This window comes from Catenulispora sp. EB89 (genome assembly GCF_041261445.1).
In the GTDB taxonomy this organism is placed as follows: Bacteria; Actinomycetota; Actinomycetes; order Streptomycetales; family Catenulisporaceae; genus Catenulispora.
This window is the reverse complement of sequence record NZ_JBGCCU010000014.1, coordinates 1-21,444: the sequence shown is the minus strand read 5'-3', so window position 1 is coordinate 21,444 and position 21,444 is coordinate 1. Positions and strand designations below refer to the sequence as shown.

The following is a 21,444-nucleotide window of genomic DNA, read 5'->3' as shown; positions in this document are numbered from 1 at the left end:
GGCGTGACCCATTTCTTCCACCACGTCCTCACCTGACCATGACCATGTCCATGACCACGTAGGAAAGAAGGCGAAGATGCCCGAGCCCTTCACCATCCCCGAGCCGCCCGGTATCACCGAGGCCGGCGCCGCGCTGCTCCAGGACAAGGTTCTGCTGGTGTCCGGCGTCGGACCGGGCCTGGGCCGCGAGATCGCGGTGCGCGGCGCCGCGGCCGGGGCCGACGTCGTCCTGGCGGCCCGAACCGAGGCGGTCCTGAAGTCGGTGGCCGCCGATGTCGAGTCCTACGGTCGCAGGGCACTGACGGTCCCCACCGACATCCTCGACCCGGACGCCTGCCGGGCGCTCACCGAGCGGGCCGTGGACGCCTTCGGGCGCGTCGACGTGTTCGTCAGCAACGCTTTCGTGCCGCCGACGATGGGCGATCTGGCGACGATGGACGTGGACGCGGTGCGCACGTCGCTGGAGACGGACGCGTTCGCCGCGCTGCGCCTGGTGCAGCTGCTCGCCCCGACGCTGACCGCGCACGCGGGCTCGATCGTGATGGTCAGCTCGGCCGTGGTGCACCACTCGCGGGCCAACTTCGGGGCCTACAAGGCGTCCAAGTCGGCGCTGAGGTCGCTGGCCGGCAGCCTGGCCAGCGAGCTCGGACCGAGCGGCGTCCGGGTCAACACCGTCGTGCCGAACTACATCTGGGGCGAGGGGCTGAAGGGCTGGTTCGCGTACCAGGCCGCCGAGCGCGGGGTGACGCTGGAGGACGTGTACGCGGAGACCGCCGCGTCGTTCGACCTGCGCCGGCTGCCCGACCCAGGGGACGTGGCCAACGCGGTGCTGTTCCTGGCCTCGGACCTGGCCAGGGCGATCACCGGGCAGAGCCTCAACGTCGACGGGGGCGAGTTCCACTCCTGAAACGCCCAGAACGGCCTTGTGCTTCACTGGCCGGATGGCGAACGGCGATCACTCCGCGATACGGCGGATCGAAATACTGATAGAGCAGTCGCAGGCTGCGGCCGGCAGTGATCCGGGCCGGGTCGGCGCGTTCCTCGAGCGGGCCCTGGAGCAGGCCGACGAACTGCTGCTCGATCGGCCGGGGGACCTGGATCTGCTGAGGCTGGCGCTGCCCGCGCGCTACCAGCTCGCCAGCACCAGCAACGCCGTCGGCGCGCCCGACAAGGCCGTCATGGCGTTGGACACGGCGGAGCAGGAGTGCGTCACGCTCATCGACGCCGGTGACGAGCGGGCGGCCCCGGTGCTGGCGGACGTCTACGGCCGCCGCGCCTACAGCCGCCTGCTGCTCGGCTGCGGGGCCGGCGCGGTCGTGGACAGCGATCGCGCCGTCAGCCTGTGCCGCCGGTTACGTCAGCAGGGCCTGACGTCCGACGGTGATGTGGGACGTCTGCTGGCCTTCAACGCCCGGATCCTGGCCGAGTTCGGCGACGTCGGCCTGGCGACGAACTCCGCGGACGAGTCGAGCGACCTGTTCTTGGAACTCGGCGAGCTCCAATACGTCGGCTACGCCCCGCTCATCAGCGAGGCGGACGACATCGTCCGCACGGGACGGAGCGAGGGCGAGAAACTGTACGCGTCGCTCGACGCGATTCGGCGCGACCGCACCGTGCCGCGCAGTACCAGGAGACACGCAGACCAGGCGCTCGAGTTGGCGCGCTTCAATCAGGAACCCGGTCTCGAGCAATCAGCCACGTGCCCCTCGGAGCGACACGGCCTGTCACGCTCCGCCGGGATCGGCACCCTTCTCTCACGACTCGCGGTCGCGGCCTACCCGGACGCCCCGAACCCGAGCGTCTTCCTCGCCCGAGAAGCGCACTACCTCATCGCCGCGGCATGGTCCACCACGCGGCTGACCGGCAGCCTCGCGGGCCCGGACGCGCACCTCGACGGCGGCCACATCTCCGCGTGGGGCAACGCTGTCGCCCTGTGCGTGGACGCCTGCGTGAAAGCGGACAACGTCACGCTCCGCGACGACTACGCCGGGTGGCTGGACACCATCGAGAGCGCCCGCGCCGAGTTCCCGGCGAAGGAGGCGAAGGACGCGAAGGACGCGAAGGACGCGGACAAGCCACGGTCGCGTCGATGGTCGAGGTAGCCGGGCCTGCTCTCCTGAGCCCAGGCCACCAGGCTCCGGCCCGCGCTTGACCTTGACGCCGGTGTCAAGGTCTACCGTGATCGAGCGGCACCGACCGGGGAGGACCATGCAGATCGGAGAGCTGGCGGAGCGCGCGGGCGTGAGCACCCGTGCCCTGCGCTACTACGAGCAGCAGGGTTTGATCACCGCGCGGCGCACCGCCAACGGCTACCGCGACTACGACGAGTCGAACGTCCGCCTGGTCGAGGAGATCCGCACCCTGCTGGCCGCGGGCTTCACCCTGGACGACGCGCGCCCCTTCGTCGAGTGCCTGCGCACCGGCCACGAGACCGGCGCCTCGTGCCCGGAGTCGATCCAGACGGCCCGCCGCCGGCTCGCCGAGATCGACGCGGACATCCGCGCCCTGACCCGCCAGCGCACCGCCCTGGCCGCCCAACTGGCGCGCTCCTGCGAGAACTGCGCCCTGTCCCCCGGGGAGAACGATGATCACCCTGACCGCGGAGAACTTCGCCGAGCAGGTCCTGCACGCCGACAAGCCGGTACTGGTCGACTTCTGGGCGGAATGGTGCCCGCCCTGCCGGGCGATGGCCCCGATCCTGGAGGCGCTTGAGGCCGAGCTCGGCGACAAGCTGACGATCGCCAAGCTCAACGGCGACGACCACCCCGGCATCGCTCTGCGCTACAACGTCCGGGCGTTCCCGACGCTGAACCTCTATCGCGACGGCGAGGTCGTGCACCAGATCATCGGCGCCCGGTCGAAGCGGCGGTTGCAGGCGGAGATCGAGGGCCGGTACTGACAGGCCGGTGCTGACACGCCGGTACTGACGGGCCGGTACTGACAGGCCGGTACTGACGGGGCAGCACTGACGATCGGGGAGCGTCGCCGACCGGCCGCGCCGGAGCCCGCTCCCGCTACTTCGTTCCGCGCCGCGCCGCCTCAAGCATCCCCGCGCCGCGCCGCCTCAGGCATCCCCGCGCCCCGCCGCCCCAAGCATCCCCGCGACCCGCTCCGCCTGCTCCTTCAAGAACCGCCGCTCCGGCCCGCTGGCCGCCTGCCGCGTGGCCGTCTCGTAGGCCTCGCGCGCGCCGTCCAGGTCGCCGTCCCGCTCCAGCAGGTACGCCCGCACCGCGCTGAGCCGGTGGCTCCCGGCCATCCACCGGTCCTCCTCCAGCGGCTCCAGCAGCCGCAGCCCCTCGCGCGGGCCTTTGACCATCCCCATCGCCACCGCGCGGTTCAGGCGCACCACCGAGCTCGGGGTGACCTGCTCGAGCAGGTCGTACAGCGCCAGGATCTGCGGCCAGTCGGTCTGGCCGCCGACCGGGGTCTCCACGTGCACGGCCGCGATCGCCGCCTGCAGCCGGTAGGGCCCGACGCCGGGCAGCGCCAGCGCCTCGACGACCAGGGCCAGGCCCTCCTCGGCGAGCTCCGTGTCCCACCGCGAGCGGTCCTGCTCGGCCATCGGGACCAGCGCGCCGTCGGCGTGCGTCCGGGCCGGGCCGCGGGCCTCGGTGAGCAGCATCAGCGCGAGCAGGCCCTCGGCCTCGCCGTGGCCCGGCAGGACGCGGTGCGCCTGGCGCATGAGGCGGATCGCCTCGGCGGTGAGGTCCGGGCGCAGCAGGTCGGGGCCGGCGGTGGCGGTGTAGCCCTCGTTGAAGATCAGGTACAGCACGTGCAGGACAGCCCGGGTGCGCTCGGCACGCTCCTCCTCCGGAGGCATGCGGAACGTCATGCCCGCGTCCTTGATGTGCTGCTTGGCGCGCGAGATGCGGCGCGTCATCGAGGTCAGCGGGACCATGAACGCGCGGGCGATCTCCTCGGTGGTCAGGCCGCCGACCGCGCGCAGCGTGAGCGCCACCTGCGAGGACGGGGTCAGCGCCGGGTGGCAGCACAGGAACAGCAGCATCAGCGTGTCGTCGTCGGCCGACACCCGCTCCTCGTCGTCCGGGCCCGGGGCCAGCGAAGCCTCCGGCGCGGCCATCGTCGCGACCGTCACCTCGCGGGTGCGGCGCGCCTGGTCGCTGCGCCAGTAGTCGGTCAGCCGGCGGCCGGCGACGGTCAGCAGCCAGCCGCGCGGGTTGTCGGGCACGCCCTCGGCCGGCCACTGGGTCGCGGCCGCGACGAGCGCCTCCTGGACCGCGTCCTCGCAGCCGTCGAACTGCCCGTGGCGCCGGACCATGGCACCGAGGACCGAGGGCCTGAGCTCCGCGAGCAGACTTTCCAGGCGTTGGTCGGAACGCACCAGCTCATTGTATAGGCGCCGGGACCGGCGCCCGGGGAGCGCACGGGGCGAGATGCCGCCGGACGGGGTGTTTGACACCGTCTGGGCAGGGACCGCGAACCGCTGAGGAAGGCCGCCATGACGGACACGACCGCCGCCACCACCGGCGCCACCGCCGACGTCGTCACCCGCGACGACCCCCGCTACGCCGCCCTCGTCGAGGGCTACAACCACCGCTTCGTGGGCCGGCCGGACCAGGTCCGGCTGGTCCGCGACGCCGCGGAGGTGCAGGCGGCGGTGCAGATCGCCGTGGACTCCGGGCGCGACGTCGCCGTCCGCAGCGGCGGCCACTGCTTCGAGGACTTCACCGCGCATCCGGACGTCAGGATGCTCATCGACCTGTCCGCGCTGAACCACGTCGGCCACGACCCGGAGCGCGACGCCTTCGTGGTGGAGCCCGGCGCGCGCCTGGACCACGTCTACCGCACGCTGCACGACGGCTGGGGCGTGACCATCCCGGCCGGCACCTGCTTCGAGGTCGCCGCCGGCGGGCACTTCGCGGCCGGCGGCTACGGCCCGCTGTCCCGGCGCGACGGCCTGGTCGTGGACCACCTGGTCGCGGTCGAGGCGGTGGTCGTCGAGGCCGACGGCCGGGTCCGCACCGTGGTGGGCACCAACCAGCCCGACGACCCGCACCACGACCTGTGGTGGGCCTGCACCGGCGGCGGAGGCGGCAGCTTCGGCGTCGTCACCAAGTACTGGCTGCGCTCCCCCGGGACGCCCGACGGCGACCCGGCCCGCCAGCTGCCCCGGGCGCCGCGCGCCGTGCACCGCCGCGACACCATGTGGTCCTGGGACACCATGTCGGACGCGGACTTCCACACGCTCCTGCGCAACTACTGCACCTGGTACGAGGAGAACAGCGAGCCGGGCGCCCCGGCGGCGCCGCTGTGGAGCAACCTGATCATCACCCACCGCTCGGGCAACATGTTCATCCTGACCTCGGTGATCCCCGACGACGCCCCGGACGCGGCCAAGCTCCTGGACGCGCACACCGAGGCGATCACACGCGGCATGCAGGCCGCGCCGATGTCCTCGACCTCCGAGCTCGCGCCGTGGCTGGACACCTGGCTGCCGTCCTACAGCTGGCCCAGCGATCCGCAGGGCCGGTACAAGAACAAGGCGGCCTACCTGCGCCGCGGGTTCACCGACGCGCAGATCGCCGCGATCCACCGCCACCTGTCCGCCGCCGACTACGACAACCCCATGGGCTGCCTGGTCGTGACCGGCTTCGGCGGCCAGGTGAACGCCCTGGCGTCGGACACGACGGCGGTGCCGCAGCGTGACAGCATCCTGAAGGCCTCCTACAGCACCGGCTGCTGGACCGACCCCGCCGACGACGAGCGCCACCTGGCGTGGGTCCGGGAGTACTACCGCGACGTCTACGCGCACTCCGGCGGCGTGCCGGTCCCGGACGCGACCGGCGACGGGTCCTACATCGGCTACCCCGACACCGACCTGGCCGACCCGGCGTGGAACAGCTCGGGAGTCGACTGGTCGGCCTTGTATTTCAAGGGCAACTACCCGCGGTTGCAGCGGGCGAAGCAGGCCTATGACCCGCTCGACGTGTTCCACCACGGCTTGTCGGTGCGGCTGCCGTGAGCCCGACGGCACCGGCGGCACCGGCGGCGCCGGGCTCGGCTTCGGCGCGCGCCATCACGGCGGTCCCCGGCGCCCTGCCGCCGCGCCGGCTGCTGCGGCTGCTGCGGCTGCCGGAGTCGGCATAAGCGGCGCGGGCCGCCGTGTGCCCCGGCGGCCCGCGCTTAGGCGGCCCGCGGCTCGGCGGCAGGCGGCTCAAGTGGCAAGTGGCAAGTGGCACAACTGACACAGCTAACAGGGTCCGCAGGGCCGGCGTGCAGTGATTTCCCCTAACGCCGGCCCTGCGGCGTCTTCGCGTGTCGCTTTCTCGTTCTCAGCTCCGACCAATGGTCGAGCGGGGTCTCCAGCGTCCCCTCGGAGCCATAGCGAGGAAAGGCGAAAGCGATGAGCGACATCCGGGCACACAGCCGGGACTTCATCGATCGCGCGCTGGAAACCCTCACCTGAGCCGGCGCGGGGGGTCGTTCCCGCAGTCCGGCCCCCCGCGCCCCCGGCCGTTGTACTCGTCCAGCAGCCGCTGCGCCTCGACGTTCGCCGAGGCGAAGCGCCAGGCCGGGTCGTCCTCGCCGAGCAGCACGTCGTGCATCGCCTGCGCCAGGACGCCCTGGATCCGTGTGAGGTCCCCGACCAGCGCGCCGAGCGCGGCCGGCGAGCGGTCCGAGGCGGCCAGCTGGTCGAGCGCGACCGCCGCGTGCGGCTGCTCGTCGAACCAGCCCTGGGCCGCCAGCAGCTTCGTCGCCGCGCCGGTGGCCGGGACGAATCCGGTGTCGCGGTGCCGGTCGGCGACGTGCGCCGGCGTCATCAGGTACTGCAGGAACGCCAGCGCGCCGTCGCGCACGGCCGGTTCCAGGCCGTCGACCAGCCAGATCGCGTCCCCGCCGATCAGCGTCCCGGCGAAGGGGAAGCGCCCGCTGTACGGCGTGCGCCCGGCCGCGACCCGGAAGCCGCGCTCGCGGGCGGCGCGCGCCAGCCGGTCGGCCTCGGCCGAGGAGCCGATGATGAAGGCGACCTTCTGCTCGACGAAGGCGGTGAACGTGTCCTCCCACGCCTGCCGCGCGTTCTCCCCGGATACCGGTTGACCGGCGTAGAGGTAGCGGCCCTGCCGGTGCATGCGGCGCCACCAGCCGACGAAGGCCAGCATCTCCGGGGAGTCCAGGAGCATCTTCTCCGCCCGCCCCCGGCGGCCGTTGCCCTGGTCGGCGAGCAGGCCGCCGGACTGCGCGACCGCCTGCTGGAAGATCCAGCCGTGGTTCGGCCAGGTGCTGCCGTGGCTGACGCCGGGCAGGCCGCGCACCGCCTCGCAGACGCCCTCGACCTCGTTCCAGGTCTGCGGCAGCCGGGTCACGCCGGCGGCGGCCAGCAGGTCGGTGTTGGCGTAGAGCAGCGTCGTGGAGATCAGCGACGGGACGGCCATCAGCGCGCCGTCGGAGGAGTAGCAGGCGCGCGCGGCGGCCACGATGTCCTCGGTGACGACGGGATGGCCCAGGATCTCCCGGCGGCCGGCGATGGCGTCGTGGACGGAGGCGAACAGCGGCGTGCCGGAGCCGGAGAGCATGTCGCGGGCCAGTTGCGTCCTGGTCTGCGCCAACTGCACCAGCGCCGGCGGACGGCCCCGGCGCGACGCCGCGTGCACGTCCTCGGGCAGCGTCCTGGGGTCGGTCTCGCGGATGGTGATCACGTACTCGGGGTGTAGGTCGAGGAATGACGCCGCGGCCTCACGGATCCCGTTGATGTAGCGCGGGTTCCCGGGGTGGCGCGGCAGCCACACATCGACCGCCGCTTCGGCCGCACCAGCGGTCGTCGTCATGCCGCACTCCCTGCGTGTGCCTGGAAATCTGCCCGATGCTGCGGTGAGGTCCCGGCCGCACGCCCGAGAACGTCCGGCCGGGACCAGTATGTAAGGCTTCTGCGAAGGTATGTAAGGCTTCTGCGAAACTGGCTAGCGCGCGCCCGCCCCGACCCCGGCCGCGACGGATGCTTCCGCCGCGGCGGCCGCGGCCGCGGCGGCCCGCTCCACAGCCTCCTCCCGCGCCGCCTGGAGCGCCAGCAGCACCGGCGGGTCGAGCACGCCGGCGGGCTTGAGCGCGAGGTCGGCGACGTAGTGCTCGACGCCGCGGCGGACGATGATCGGGCCGAGCGTCCCGACCCAGACCGGCGACTCCCCGCCGCGCGATTCGCCACCGCGCGATTCTCCGCCCCGCGGCGCCTCGGTGCCGGGGCGTCCACGGTTCGGGCGGGGCGCCTGCGCCGGGCCGTCGTCCTCCACGATGGACTGCGCCAGCAGGTACCAGCGGCCGGTGGGGACGTTGTCGAACCGGTACGAACCCGGTCCGTCCAGGATGGTGCAGCAGACCGGGCGACCCTCCGGCACGCACTCGGGGAACAGGCCGGCGAAGACCGGCCCGCGCCGTTCGTCGTGCCCTTCGATCACGCCGCTGACGGTGGCCACGCCCGAGGCCGAGCCGCGCGGCTCGGCCAGCCGGATCCGGTCGGTGTGCCCGCCCCGGCGGCGGTAGTCGGTCGGCGAGAGCCCGACGCTGCGGCTGAAGCGCGAGCTGAAGGTGCCGACGCTGTTGTAGCCCACCAGGACGCTGATGTCCACGACGGTCATGGTGGTCGAGGTGAGCAGGTGTTTGGCCCGCTGCAGGCGCAGCGCGGACAGGAACCGGGCCGGGGAGACCCCGGTGGCGCGCTGGAACATGCGGGTGAAGTGGAACTTGCTGAACATCGCGGCGCGGGCCATGTCGTCGACGGTGACCGGCTCGCTGAGTCGTTCGTGCATCGTGGTGATGGCCCGCTCGGCGGCCCGGGTGATGGCGTCGTTCATCGCGTGCCCCATTAGGTAGACCGTGGTCCGGACGGCGTCCGCGCACGGCAGCGGATTGAATCTGTGCTCTGATATCTATGTGTCGCTCCGGCGGCCGACGCAACCCTGGCGGCGCATCCGGGAACGAGACGTGTTCCAGCATGCTAGACATCTGATTTGCCCGCCTTCTCGGTCCGTGCGGTTTTTGTGCGTTGTGCGCCGCGGCCCTGGCCCAGCGCACGAGCGAAGACGCTCGCCTCGAACACGCGCTCTGACAATGAACACGACCGTGATTGAGGAGGAGGAATCCACGTGAGACCACCGTTGGCTGACGAACAGCTGCAGACGATGACGCTGGAAGCGTTCGCCGATACGATCGTGCCTGGTGAGAAGCGCTTTCCCGGGGACCTGGCGATCGCCGGGACGGCCCAGGGCGGCGGGGCCGTGGCGGCCGGCGCCGTGGACCTCATGCGGACCGAGGCCGGCGGGATGGCCGAGGCGCTGCCGAACCTGGTCCAGGCCCTGAACAAGCACGCCGAGGCCTATCGCGACGAGTTGCGCCTGGAGCTGGACCCCGACGTCCCGGCGTTCGTGGCGCTGCCGGCCGGGCACCGGGCGACGCTGGTCGCCGAGCTGGTACGGCCCGGACACCCGGAGAAGTTCCTGTGGGTGGGGCTGGCGATCTTCAGCAACATGGCCTTCGACACCGGCGCCCACCTGAGCACCGTCGAGGCGCTGGCCGCCGGCCACCCCGGCCTGACCGCGCTGGGCTACTCCCAGCCCGACGCCGACGGCCTGTGGCGGTTCCCGGACTTCTCCTACCGGCGCCCGCTGGCCCCCCTGCATCCGCACACCACCCCCACCGGGAGTCCGGCATGAGTACGGTCGAGCAGACCGACGTCCTGGTCGTCGGCAGCGGCTTCGGCGGCGCCATCGCCGCCTACCACCTGGCCGCCGGCGGCGCCCGGGTGGTGGTGCTGGAGCGCGGTCCGTGGCTCACCGGCGAGGACTTCGACCAGGACTTCCGGTTCGGGGCTTCCGGGACCCGGATCTTCGACTTCGTCATCGGCAACGGCATGAGCCTGCTGGGCGGCAACTGCGTCGGCGGCGGCAGCGTGGTGTACTTCGCCGCGATGCCCCGCGCGCCGCGCTTCGTGTTCGAGCGGCAGGGGTCGATCGGGCGCCGGATGTGGCCGGCCGCGATCAGCCGCGACACGCTGGAGCCGTGGTACGACCGGGTCGCCGAGGCGCTGCCGATCACCCAGCTGAACTGGAACGACGCCACGTACGCCGGCGGGCTGTGGGCCGCGGCGTGCGCACACGCGGGCCGCACCGCCAACCCGGTGCCGGCGGCGATCGACCGCGAGCTGTGCACGAACTGCAACTGGATGCTGGCCGGGTGCCGCTTCGACGCCAAGCGCTCCATGCTGCTGAACTACCTGCCGGCGGCGGTGTCGCACGGTGCGCAGATCCGGCCGCTGCACGAGGTGCAGCAGATCGCGCGGAACCAGGACGGCTCGTACGAGGTCGCGTACAACACCCTGCACGACGTGGACTACCGGGTCATCACCGGCAGCGGCACCATCCAGGCCAAGATCGTGATCCTGGCCGCCGGGGCCGGCGCGACGCCGGTGATCCTCCAGCGCTCCGAGCCGGTGCTGGGCAAGATGCCGTACGCGGTCGGGCGCTTCTTCTCCGGCAACGGGGAGCGGCTGAACACCGCGATCATCGACGACGAGAAGGCACGCATCGTGCTGGGCCTGGACCGCGGCGACGGCCTGGCCTACGCGGCCAACCAGATCGGCAAGGGGCCGACCGTGGCCTCCTGGGACGACCTGGACGCGAGCAAGCCGGAGTTCGAGCGCTTCTCCCTGGAGCAGCTCTACTTCCCGCCGGGGCTGGGCACGATCCTGGCGCAGACGCCGAACCCGGACGCGTCCGTCCCGGCCTGGTTCGGGCCGCGCAAGAAGGAGATCGTCGAGCGCTGGCAGTCCTGGCTGACCATCTTCACCACCAGCGAGGACGACAACGAGGGCGTCTTCGGCCCGCCGCCGCCGACCGGGAACGCCACCCGGTTCTCCCAGCAGATGCTCGGCTTCGGCCCGCTGACGTACCGGCCGACGGCGAACACGCTGCACGGATGGGAACTTTCAGACGCCGAGATCAAGCGGGTGCTGGAGAAGGACGGGCTGGCCGAGGTGCGACCGTGGACCAACGAGGTGGTCGGCGCGTACACCGTGCACCCGCTGGCCTCGTGCCGGATCGGCGACGACCCGGACACCTCAGCCCTGGACGACACGCACGAACTGCGCGGGCACCCGGGCATCTTCGTCACCGACGGCTCCGCGGTCCCCGGCGCCCTGCTGGTCAACCCGGCGTTCACGATCGCGGCGCTGGCCGAGCGGGCGATGCCCGGGATCGTGGCCGCGGCACGCGAGCGGGGCATCGACGTCCGCTACGGGGCGCCGTCCCCGGACGGCCAGACCGCGGCCCGCGACGCCTCCTGGACACAGGCCGTCCGACTGGCCGGTGCCGCAGGGGCCTGACGCACTCCGGCGCTGGTCCGGACGGCCGCGGGCACCACCGATCACCGAGGGTGACGCATTGCCAAAGATGTGTCACATGACTACTCTCCACCACGAGTGATCGACCAGGTAGGGCCCCGCGCTCCGGCGCCGGCTGGAGGACCTCGGGGAACAGTCGGCGCCAGGCGCGGCGGATCGAGCCCGCGGGGCAGCGGCCACCATCGACCGGAGACGGGGATGCAGAGCGCCAAGACCACCCTTTCCACCGAACCCCGTCTCCGAGCGGCCGTCGAACGCGCGATCGTGACCCTGTGGGACCGCCATCGCGAACCACTTTCCCTGTCCTGCGTCGCGCAATCCGCGGGTCTGAGCCCCTTCCGCCTGTCCCGGGCGTTCCGGGCCCAGACCGGCACCTCCCCGCTCCGCTTCCTGGCCGCGATCCGCATGTACCAGGCCAAGCGCCTCCTGCAGGAGACCACCCTGAGCGTGGCCGACATCGCCTTCGAAACCGGCTACCACAGCCCCCGCACCTTCGACCGCGGCTTCACCGCCCGCGTCGGAACCCCACCAGAGCGCTACCGCCACCTGGCCCAGGACGCCGAACCCCGCCCCCTGACCTGCGCCCAACACCCCACCATCCGCCGCGGCGGCATGCGAGGCCTGATCCGCGTCCCCCTCCAGACCCCCGGCATGCGCATCTACGTCGGAGCCTTCACCGGCCCCATCGTCCGCGGCGCCCCGATAGCCCGCGACGTCCTGGACGCCCCCGGCCCCTACCGCCTCACCGCCCTCCCAGCCGGCCACTGGCACATCCGAGCCACCGCGGTACCACTCACCCCGCACCACCCCGACCCCCAGCCGCAACAGCTGGCCGTAGGCACAGCCCGCGCAGTGGTACAGCGCGGCGGCGGCTGCGTCGACGTGGACCTGGAGCTACGCCCCGCGGAGGTCATGGACCTGCCGATCCTGCTGGCGCTGCCGGAGTTCGACCGGCGCGGAACGCACCCGGTGCCTCCACTGGGGCTGGTTTTCCAGCCGGGGCTGGCGGGGGTTTGGACTACGGCTTGAGGCGACGGCTTGAGGCGACGGCGCGATTCAGGGCCGGCGAAGCGTGGCGTGGTAGAGCACTTCGACGAACTGGCAGGCGCGCCGCCGGCGCGGGAGTAGCTGCGGTTGGTGACGGGCCGCGCGCGGCCGGCCACGTGGTGAGGGGGTCCGAAGGACCATGCGGGGTGTTGGTTCTGGGTCCCTCGCCGCGTCGGCGGGCTTTGCCAACCTGGCCGGGCCGGTGGTGTCCAGCCGGACGGAGCCCGGCCACAGCAGTTGTGATGCGGCTGGACACCACCGGACCGGACTGGTTCCGTTTACGGCGACGACGCGGCGAGGGACCCAGAACCCGGCGACCACAAGCAACACCGCCACCGCTAAGCGCGGCGCAGGCAACAGCGTAAAGAAAGCCGACCCGTCGCGGACCGCCGCCAAACAGCAGGTCGCACGGGTCGCCCCCTCGCTGTAGAGGCCCGCCGGAGGCCCTGCTTTTGATCTTAGGCACCCACCAAACGCGGCCGCCAGCCGCCCGCATGACGTGTGCGCAGTGACTCGGACCGGTGCGCGGTCATGGACGCGAAAACCGGCGGCCGCCAGCGCGCCATGCTGTGCTCAACCGAACTGCGTCTCCCAGCGAGGTCACCAAACCTTAGGCGAAGCCGTAAAAATTGCCTGTAAACCACAGCCCAACCGCACCTCGCCAGCTAACCGAACCCCTACCCGGCGCCGGCGCTACCAGCATCAGCACCCCCACCCCACCCCACCAAAAGTGCCACCGCCCCGAACCCGGCGCGGTGGCACTCCCCACCTCCAGCACACTCCCCCAGCCCACCCCCAACCCTCAGCCCCTCCCCCTCACAAGCTCAGATGTAATGCGTATTCGGCTCCAGCCCGCACACCACCCGCCCGTACAGCTCCAAGTTCGTCGCCGGGTGCATGATCGCGTGCAGCGTCAGCGTCTGGACGTCGCGCTGGATCCGCTGGATCGGCACCGTGGAGTACACCGAAGACCCGCCGCTGGCCGAGTTCAGGAGGTCCACCGCCTCCTTCGAGCGCTGCGTCGCCGCGCCCAGGTCCAGGCGTGCCTTCGCGCGCTGCTCCAGGGTCCACTGCTCGCCGGCGGCGGCTTTGTCGTCCAGCATGCCGGCGGCGCGCATGACGTGGAACTCCGCCTCGTCGATGCGGGTGATGGCGTCGGCGGTGGTGAGGTGGGTGATCGGGGCTTCGGCCTGGTTCTCGTAGGCCGTGTAGGAGATCTTGCGGCCGGGCAGGCGCTCGAAGAAGGCGTCGCGGCTTGCTCGCGCCAGGCCCAGTGCCACCGAGGCCACTGTGGTGCACGCCGTGGGCATGAAGGGGGCCTGGTAGACCGGGCTTGCGGCGTTGCGGCCGAGCTGGTGGACGCCGGCCAGGACCGGGGGCATCGACAGGATGCGGGCGTCCGGGACGAACAGGTCCTGGGCCACCGTGCTCACGCTGCCGGAGCCGCGCATGCCGGCGGTGTGCCAGTCGTCGACGACCGCCAGGTCCGACAGGGGGATCAGCACCATGATCGGCTCGAAGGAGCCGTCGGGGTGCGCGCGCACCGCTGCGTTGGTGTTCCACGCGCTCTGGCGGCTGCCGGTGTTGAAGGCCCACTTGCCGTTCAGCACGATGCCGCCCTCGGTGGGCACGCCGACCGCGGTCGGGCTCAGGATGCCGCTGATGCGCACGTCGGCCTCGCCGAAGACCTCGTCCTGGACCGCGTCGGGGAACATCCCGGCCATCCAGGAGCTGATCGCCCACACCGCGGCGGTCCAGCCGGTCGAGCCGTCGCCGCGGGCCAGCTCGGACACCACGTCGGCGACGGTGCGCATCGGCGACTCGTAGCCGCCGTAGTGCTTGGGCACCCGCATCTTCAGCAGCCCGGCGTCGGTGAGCGCGCCCACCACGTCGTCGGGCAGGCGCCGGTTCTCCTCGATCCACGGCGCGTTCTTCTGCAACAGGGGGACCAGGTCGGTCGCGCGGCCGAGCAGTTCCTGGCGCGACGGCGCGTTCGTGTCGGACATGAAAGCTCCTTGAGATTCGCGAAACGTGGATACGTGTCAACTCTCGCCACCGGCCGCCGGCCGGGGCATCTTCGGCCGTGCTGGCCCGGGGCGACGCCGGCCCGGGACGACGCCGGCCGGGACGACGCCAGCCCGGATGACGCCGGCCCGAACGACCCCAGCCGAGGCAGCGGCAGCGGCAGCGCCAGCCCGGGACAGCCCCGCCCCGCCCCGCCACCGACCGCCGTCAAGGCCGGTTCGTCAGCCCCCTGAGATCAGGGAACGACTCCAGATCCGGCACCGTCCACCCGTCCAGGTCGTACTCGCCCAGGCACTCCTCGACGAACTTCTCGTACCCCCGCAGCTGCCCGGAAGCCAGCTGCGCGGTATACAACTCGACCCGGGTGTTCTCGTGGTTCCCCGAATAGTTGCGCTCGTACAACTCGTGCCGCCCGCCGAACTCGGTCCCGACGGCGTCCCACAGCAGCTTCATGAGCTTCACCCGCTCCACCGCCGTGACCCCGCCCGAGCCGCGCACGTACTTGTCCAGATAGGGCCGCGTCTGCGGATTCCGGAAGTCCTCCGCGCTGGAGGGCACGTATATCAGCCCACTGGCGACGTCCTGCAGAATGATCTCCCGGATCCGCGGATACCCGATCTGCATGAACCACCGGTACGCCATCCCGTAGTCCGGGTTCGGCAGCACCGCCCCGTCCTTCCACGGCACCGGATTCCGCGCGGCCGCGTCGGCCAGCCCCCAGAACAGGTTCCGCCAGGCCAGCACCTCCCCCATCCGGCTCTGCACGCCCCGGAAGTCCCGGGTCCCGGTCACCTCCAGCGCCTTGGACAGCAGCCCGGCCAGGAACTCCAGCTTCACCGCGAGCCGGATGCAGCCGTGGAACGTGAACCGCTCCGGGAACCCGGACCGGGCCGTGAACATCTGCACCTTGCCCAGGTCCCCGTAGATGAAGACGTTCTCCCAGGGAATCAGCACCTTGTCCATGACGAGGATGGTGTCGTTCTCGTCCAGCCGCGAGGACAACGGATAGTCGAACGGGCTCCCGGCCACAGCCGCGGTCGCGCTATAGGAGGGCCGGCAGATCAGCTTCACCCCGGGCGCGTCCATCGGCACCGTCGCCACCAGCGCGTACTCCCGCTTGCGGATCGGCAGGCCGTAGTGCGCGATGAAGTTGTAGTGCGTCAGCGCCGAGCCGGTGGCCACCACCTTGGCGCCGCTGACCACCAGCCCGTTGTCGGTCTCGGCCTCGGCGTGCACGAACACGTCGGCGACCTCGTCCGGCGGCAGGTTCCGGTCCACCGGCGGGTGCACGATCGCGTGGTTCCAGAACAGGACCTTCTCCTGCGACTCCCGGTACCAGCGCCGCGCGTTGTCGGCGTAGGGCCCGTAGAACTCGGCGTTCGCGCCGAGCGTGCCCAGGAAGGAGGCCTTGTAGTCGGGGCTGCGGCCCATCCAGCCGTAGCTCAGGCGGGCCCACTGCGCGATCGCGCCCTGCGCGGCGACCAGGTCCTCGGCGCTGCGCGGCGTGGTGAAGAAGCGGTGGGTGTAGCCCTCGCCGCCGCCGTCGACCGGGCAGGTCAGGACGTCGCGGTAGCGCTCGTCGTGCAGCGCGTCGTAGAGCCGGGCGGTCATGCGCACCGGGTTGTGGAACGCCGGGTGCGTCGTGACGTCCTTGACGCGCTCGCCGTAGACGTAGACCTCGCGACCGTCGCGAAGGCTGTCCACGTACTCCTCGCCGGTCATCGGCCGAGTGGCCATAGCTGTCCTGCCCTCCTGTCGGTCCGGGCGGACCGCGCGGCGGCCCGCCCGGACACCGGTGTCAGCGCAGTTCCACGCCGCAGTTCTCGACGGCGGCGATGAACTCCCCGCGGGTCAGGGCCGCGGCGACGGTCTCGATGTCGTCGGCCATGTACCGGTCCTGGTTCAGCGGCGGCACCAGCGAGCGCACCGCGTCGTAGGCGGCGCGGCCGGCCGGGCCCAGGCCGTCGTAGCGCCCGGAGACGTCCACCGCCGAGGCCCCGGCCAGGAACTCCACGGCCAGGATGTACTGGTTGTTGGCCAGCACCCGGCGGGCGTTGCGGGCCGCGATCAGGCCCATGCTGACGATGTCCTGGTTGTCGCCGTTGGACGGCACGCTCTGGGTGCTGGCCGGGCCGATCGTCCGGTTCTCGGCGACCAGCGCCGTGGCCGGGTACTGCGCGCCGGCGTAGCCGCTGCTCAGCCCGGGGTCGCCGGCCACCAGGAACTCCGGCAGGCCGTAGCTCAGGTGCCGGTTCAGCACCCGGTTGAGCTGCCGCTCGGCCAGCACCCCGAGCTGGGTCAGGGCGATGGTGGTGAAGTCCATGACGAAGGCCACCGGCTGGCCGTGGAAGTTCGCGCCGTGGAAGACCTCCTGGTCCTCGAAGAACAGCGGGTTGTCGTTCGCGGAGTTCAGCTCGGTCTGCACCCGGGCCGTGACGTGCGACAGGGTGTCCCGGACGCTGCCGAGCACCTGCGGCATGGCCCGCAGCGAGTACGCCTTCTGCAGGTAGATCTCGGTCCGGGTGACGTCCCCGTCCCCCTTGGCCGCGGCCACCTGGCGGCGCAGGTCGGCGTGCTCCACGGTGAGCCCGCTGCCGCGCAGCAGGGCGCGCATGTTCGCCGCGGTGTCGATCTGGCCGGGGTGCGGCCGGGCGATGTCGTGGCCCTCGGGCTGGAACGGCCCCATCGACCCGCGCACCGCCTCCACCAGCAGCGCCGAGACGATCTCGGCGTGCCGCACCTGCTCCAGCGCCCGGCCGGCGACCAGCGCGCCGAGCCCGGTCATCGCCGAGGTGCCGTTGATCAGCGCCAGCCCCTCCTTGAACTTCAGCTCCAGCGGCGTGATCCCGAGCGAGCGCAGCACCGGCTCGACCGGCCGCGGGCCGTCCGGGCCGAGGAAGTAGCCCTCGCCGATCACGGTGGCCGCGATGTGCGCCAGCGGCGCCAGGTCGCCGCTGGCGCCCAGCGAGCCGATCTCCGGGATCGCCGGGATCAGGCCGGTGTTCAGGTACAGGGCCAGGCGCTCCAGGATCTCCGGCCGCACCGCCGAGTAGCCCTTGGCCAGGGCGTTCAGCCGCGCCGAGACGATCGCCCGGGCCTGGTCCTCGGGGAAGTGCGGTCCGACGCCGGCGCTGTGGCTGCGCACCAGGTTGGTCTGCAGCTCGGTCTCGCGCGAGGGGTCGACGAGCATGTAGATCATCTCGCCGTAGCCGGTGGTGACGCCGTAGACCGGGATCCCGGCGCGGACCACGTCCTCGAACACGGCGCGGCTCTTGCCGGCCTTGGCCAGCGACTGCGGCGTCAGCGTGACCTCGGCCCGCTGTTCGGCGACCCTGCGCACGCCCGGGATGTCGAGCGTCTCGCCGTCGAGAACAACAGGCGCGCTGACAGCTGCGCTATTGGGGGTGGACACGACGTTCTCCTTCATCTGGTTCGGTCGACCAAAGCCGCCAGCGCGGCCAGGCTCTGATGGGCGTAGAACTGGGGGACGGTCACATCGGCCGCGAGGCGCCGGCGCACCTGGTGCAGCAGCCGCGGGACCATCAGGGAGCTGCCGCCGAGCGTGAAGAAGCTCTGGTCGGCGTGCTCCGGCGGCGCCCCGAGCAGGGACGCCCAGATCGCGGCCAGGACGGCCTCGGTCCCAGCGGCCGGGCGCCGGGCGGAGGCGTCGCGCTCGGCGGCGGCGACGCTGCGCGCCAGCTGCGGACGGTCCACCTTGCCGGTGACGGTGCGCGGCAGGCGGTCCAGCGTGCGGTAGAGCGCGGGGAGCAGGGCCCGGCCGAAGCGGCGGCGCAGCTGGGTGCGCCACTGGTCCGGGGCGCCCTCCGGCCGGCCGTCGGGTCCGCGCCGCGGGACGACGCAGACCACCAGGCGCACGGCCAGGCCGTCGCGGTCGGCCACGGCCACGACGGCGCACTCGGCGACGGTGGGGTGGCCGGCCAGCGCGGCCTCGACGTCGGTGAGCTCCAGGCGGTTGCCGTAGAGCTTGACCTGGCTGTCCTTGCGGCCGCGGTACTCCAGGGCGCCGTCGGGGCGGCGGCGCGCGAGGTCGCCGGTGCGGTAGCAGGGGGCGTCGATGCCGGGCAGCGGCGCGAAGGCGGCGTGGTCGTGCGCGCCGAGGTAGCCGTCGGCGACGTAGGCGCCGGTGATGACCAGCTCGCCGGTGACGCCGGCCGGGCAGACCCGGTCGGACTCGTCGAGGATGAGGATGCCGCGCCCCGGGATGGGGCGGCCGATCGGGACCGTGCCCGAGGCCCGGCGCGCGGCCAGGGACGCGGCCGTGCTCGCCGCCTCGATGCCGGTCAGGGTGTTGATCTGCACCGCGCGGCGGCGCACCGGATGCCAGGTCGCCGCGACGGTCTCGGTCGGGCCGTAGAGGTTGGCGACGTGGACCAGCGGCAGCGCGGCCAGCAGGCCGTCGGCGAGCTCGGCGGGCAGCGCCTCGCCCATGAGAAGCAGGACCCTGAGAGTGCCCAGGCGCTCGGCGGAGTGCCGGCCGGTGAGGACGCGGAGCAGTTCGCGGGCGAAGCTCGGCACGGTCTGGAGGACGCCGATGCGCTCGGCGCCCAGCCAGTGCAGGAGGCGTTCGGGGTTCGCGCGGATCTTCTCCGGGACCGGGCACAGGGTGGCGCCGGATCCGAGCGCCGCAAAGGTCTCGGCCAGCGCGGGGTCGTGTTCGGCGGCGACCCACTGCGCGACGCGGACGCCGGGGCCGATCTCGAACTCGGCGGCCATCCAGGCGGCGAACTGTGCGAGGGCGGCGTGGGTTTGCGCGATGCCTTTGGGGACGCCGGTGGTGCCGGAGGTGAAGGCTACGTAGGCGCGGTCGGCGAGGCGGGGGAACGCTGAGATCGGCAGCGCGGATGCGGCAGATGGCTGCGACGCCGACTCTGACTCCGGAGCCGGAGCCGGCTCCGGCTCGCGCTCCGCGGCGGCGACCGCGACGACCCGGCCGCCAGTGGTCGCGCGGTACCAGCCGACGAACTCGTCGGGGTCGGCCGGGTCGGCCACCAGCATCGCGGCGGGTCTCAGCGCCCCGACGACCGCCCGGCCGCGCTCCCCGCTGTCGGCGACTCCGAACCAGGTCAGGTGCGCACCGGCCGCCAGCACCCCGAGCAACGCGGCGTACTGACGGGCTCCGACCGGCAGCCGCACGACGACCGCTTCACCGGCGCGCACCCCGGCAGCGTGCAGATCCTCAGCGACCTGGATCGCTGCGGCGTACAGCTCGCGGTAGGTGAGCGTCCCGTCGTGGCTGTCGATCGCCACGGCGTCAGGATCCTGCGACGCGCGCCGGCGGACGGCCTCCACGATGGTGTGGCCGGGCGCCCCGTCGTCGGCCCGCCGGTCCGCCTCGACGGCAGCGCGCGCGGCCTCCCCGGGGCCGTCGAGCGTCAGCTCGCCGACGGCGGTGTCCGGGGCCCGGCCGGCGTGCCGGAGCAGGGTGCGGAACTGGCGCAGGATCATCCGGGCGGTCGCCGGTTCGAACTGGTCGGCGTCGTACAGGACGGTGAGGGCCGGGCCGTTCCCGCCGTCGTCGACCTGCAGGACCAGGTCGGCCGGCGCCGGGCCGCCGTGGTCCGGACAGGGCTCGACGACCGCGCCGGGGATGGCCAGGACCGAGCGCGGCCGGCCGCGGTAGTCGAACACGACGTCGCCCAGCGGCACCCGGCGCACTTCGCGCACGATCGGGAGCGCCCCGAGCACGCGGGCCAGCGGTACCGCGCGGCGGGCCATCGCCTCGGCGGCCAGCGTCGTGCCGCGCTCCAGGACGTCCTTGAAGCTCTGGCCGGCTTCGATGTCGGCGGGCAGGATCAGGACGTTCGCCGCCGCGCCCGCCCCACGCTGCGGGACCGGGACCGCGACGGCCACGCGGTCGCCTCCGGTGTAGCGGTGCAGGAGCACCTGGAATCCGGTGAGCATCACGACGGAGGGGCTGCTGCGGCTGGCCTCGGCGCAGCGGGCGACGGCGCGGCCGAGGTCGGGGTCGGCCGGGGCGCTGACGGTGCCCCAGCGTCCGGAGCCGCGGTCCGGGCGCGGACGGTCCGCGGGGAGCGGGAGTTCGCTGGGCAGCGGAGTCAGGGCATTGACCCACCAGGCCAGGGCCTCGGGGTCGTCGGCCGCTTCCGCGACAGGCGCGCCGGCGGATGGGATGTCGGTACGGAGCGCACGGCCCGCGGAGAGCTCGGAGAGTTCTCCGACCAGCGTGTCCAGGAAGTCCTCATCGGCGAACGCGCGGGGAACCGCCAGGTGGATCTGGTGATCCTCGGGCCCGCGCCGGGTGACGGTCAGCTGCGCGCGGACGGGGACGTCGGCCGGGTCCGATTCGTTGGCGTCGGCCGGCGTCCAGTCCTGCGCGTCGATCTCGCGGGTACGGAAGGCCTCGGGCTCGGAGCGTGTCCAGACCCTGCGCACCGGCGCGCCGTCCTGCAGCACCAGCGCCGAGCGCAGCCCCTCGTGCCGGTCGACGAGCGCGCGCCAGGCCTCCGCCAGCGCCGCCACGTCCAGGTCGCCGACCACCCGGTAGGCCCGGCACCGCGCCGCCGGCTCCTGCCCGAGCGCACGCAGCAGCCACAGCCCTTGCTGGACCTCGGTCGCCGGGACATCCCGGTATGCGGGATCGGTCATGGACAGCCTCCATCAGGCGGCACGGTTCACGGGGATCGGACAGACCGCGTCGGCACTGTTCATCAGGACTCTGACTCGCAGCGAGCGGTCCCCTACCTGCACAATGACGGTGGCGGGGAAGACGCGGCATCTTTTGGAGTGCGGCTGTACCGAAGCGGTCGACCCGCGCCGGACGCGGGCACGCGGAACTCGCCGCTGGGCCTCATATCGCCCGCGGCACCTGACAACACGGCCCGCGGCCGCCGCACCGCACCGGGCGCCGGCGGCCGCGGGCCGTCCCCCAGCCGCCCCTAGAAGGCTGATGAAAATCATGCGTTCTGACCTCGTCGTTTGGTCGGCGGGGTCAGACTGCTGTTATGCAGGGTGAGTGGACTGGTGAGCTGGTCGGGGCGGAT

At 72.5% G+C, this 21,444-nt stretch carries 16 protein-coding genes; 9 read left to right on the top strand and 7 right to left on the bottom strand.

What is annotated here, in order from left to right; genetic code table 11:
• Positions 1 to 76: 76 nt before the first annotated feature.
• The 4 genes from ABH920_RS27280 to trxA all read left to right on the top strand — a co-directional run bounded on the left by ABH920_RS27280 (position 77) and on the right by trxA (position 2,899).
• Positions 77 to 907, top strand: a complete 831-nt coding sequence (locus tag ABH920_RS27280) for an SDR family oxidoreductase (RefSeq protein WP_370351992.1) — start codon at positions 77 to 79, stop codon at positions 905 to 907.
• 34 nt (positions 908 to 941) lie between these two features.
• Positions 942 to 2,102, top strand: coding sequence for a hypothetical protein (locus ABH920_RS27275; RefSeq protein WP_370351991.1), 1,161 nt, complete (start codon positions 942 to 944; stop codon positions 2,100 to 2,102).
• Positions 2,103 to 2,208: 106 nt separating this feature from the next.
• Positions 2,209 to 2,712, top strand: a complete 504-nt coding sequence (locus ABH920_RS27270) for a MerR family transcriptional regulator (protein ID WP_370351990.1) — start codon at positions 2,209 to 2,211, stop codon at positions 2,710 to 2,712.
• On the top strand, positions 2,594 to 2,899 hold the full coding sequence (gene trxA, locus ABH920_RS27265) for a thioredoxin (RefSeq protein WP_370352215.1): 306 nt from the start codon (positions 2,594 to 2,596) through the stop codon (positions 2,897 to 2,899). Before ABH920_RS27270 ends, trxA begins: the two co-directional genes overlap by 119 nt.
• A gap of 165 nt (positions 2,900 to 3,064) precedes the next feature.
• Here the strand turns inward: trxA and ABH920_RS27260 are convergent, their stop codons facing one another.
• Complete coding sequence (locus ABH920_RS27260) at positions 3,065 to 4,342, bottom strand: RNA polymerase sigma factor (protein WP_370351989.1); 1,278 nt, start codon at positions 4,340 to 4,342, stop codon at positions 3,065 to 3,067.
• A gap of 117 nt (positions 4,343 to 4,459) precedes the next feature.
• On the opposite strand from ABH920_RS27260, the gene ABH920_RS27255 reads away from it, so the two are divergent.
• Both ABH920_RS27255 and ABH920_RS27250 read left to right on the top strand, forming a co-directional pair.
• Entirely contained in the window at positions 4,460 to 5,983 is a 1,524-nt protein-coding gene (locus ABH920_RS27255; RefSeq protein ID WP_370351988.1) for an FAD-binding oxidoreductase, read from the top strand.
• Complete coding sequence (locus ABH920_RS27250; RefSeq protein ID WP_370351987.1) at positions 5,980 to 6,108, top strand: hypothetical protein; 129 nt, start codon at positions 5,980 to 5,982, stop codon at positions 6,106 to 6,108. Before ABH920_RS27255 ends, ABH920_RS27250 begins: the two co-directional genes overlap by 4 nt.
• A gap of 311 nt (positions 6,109 to 6,419) precedes the next feature.
• Here the strand turns inward: ABH920_RS27250 and ABH920_RS27245 are convergent, their stop codons facing one another.
• Positions 6,420 to 7,787 carry an extracellular solute-binding protein gene (locus ABH920_RS27245; RefSeq protein WP_370351986.1) on the bottom strand — a complete coding sequence of 456 codons (1,368 nt, stop codon included), beginning with the start codon at positions 7,785 to 7,787 and terminating at the stop codon, positions 6,420 to 6,422.
• Positions 7,788 to 7,919: 132 nt separating this feature from the next.
• Positions 7,920 to 8,807 carry a helix-turn-helix domain-containing protein gene (locus tag ABH920_RS27240; protein ID WP_370351985.1) on the bottom strand — a complete coding sequence of 296 codons (888 nt, stop codon included), beginning with the start codon at positions 8,805 to 8,807 and terminating at the stop codon, positions 7,920 to 7,922.
• Between the two features lie 327 nt (positions 8,808 to 9,134).
• On the opposite strand from ABH920_RS27240, the gene ABH920_RS27235 reads away from it, so the two are divergent.
• The 3 genes from ABH920_RS27235 to ABH920_RS27225 all read left to right on the top strand — a co-directional run bounded on the left by ABH920_RS27235 (position 9,135) and on the right by ABH920_RS27225 (position 12,379).
• Complete coding sequence (locus ABH920_RS27235; RefSeq protein WP_370352214.1) at positions 9,135 to 9,665, top strand: DUF5987 family protein; 531 nt, start codon at positions 9,135 to 9,137, stop codon at positions 9,663 to 9,665.
• Positions 9,662 to 11,332 (top strand): GMC family oxidoreductase N-terminal domain-containing protein, encoded by a 1,671-nt coding sequence (locus tag ABH920_RS27230; protein WP_370351984.1) that lies wholly within the window; start codon positions 9,662 to 9,664, stop codon positions 11,330 to 11,332. Before ABH920_RS27235 ends, ABH920_RS27230 begins: the two co-directional genes overlap by 4 nt.
• Positions 11,333 to 11,548: 216 nt before the next feature.
• Entirely contained in the window at positions 11,549 to 12,379 is an 831-nt protein-coding gene (locus ABH920_RS27225) for a helix-turn-helix transcriptional regulator (RefSeq protein ID WP_370351983.1), read from the top strand.
• Between the two features lie 842 nt (positions 12,380 to 13,221).
• Here ABH920_RS27225 and ABH920_RS27220 read toward each other — a convergent pair.
• The 4 genes from ABH920_RS27220 to ABH920_RS27205 all read right to left on the bottom strand — a co-directional run bounded on the left by ABH920_RS27220 (position 13,222) and on the right by ABH920_RS27205 (position 21,049).
• A complete protein-coding gene (locus ABH920_RS27220; protein ID WP_370351982.1) occupies positions 13,222 to 14,403 on the bottom strand; it encodes an acyl-CoA dehydrogenase family protein in 1,182 nt (393 codons plus the stop codon).
• Positions 14,404 to 14,629: 226 nt separating this feature from the next.
• The gene (locus ABH920_RS27215) at positions 14,630 to 16,159 is read right to left on the bottom strand and encodes a 4-hydroxyphenylacetate 3-hydroxylase family protein (protein WP_370351981.1); all 1,530 of its coding nucleotides are present in this window, start codon (positions 16,157 to 16,159) and stop codon (positions 14,630 to 14,632) included.
• 61 nt (positions 16,160 to 16,220) lie between these two features.
• Positions 16,221 to 17,849 (bottom strand): tyrosine 2,3-aminomutase, encoded by a 1,629-nt coding sequence (cmdF, locus tag ABH920_RS27210; RefSeq protein WP_370351980.1) that lies wholly within the window; start codon positions 17,847 to 17,849, stop codon positions 16,221 to 16,223.
• Entirely contained in the window at positions 17,846 to 21,049 is a 3,204-nt protein-coding gene (locus ABH920_RS27205) for an AMP-binding protein (protein WP_370351979.1), read from the bottom strand. The genes cmdF and ABH920_RS27205 overlap by 4 nt, the downstream gene beginning before the upstream one ends.
• Positions 21,050 to 21,444 lie beyond the last annotated feature (395 nt).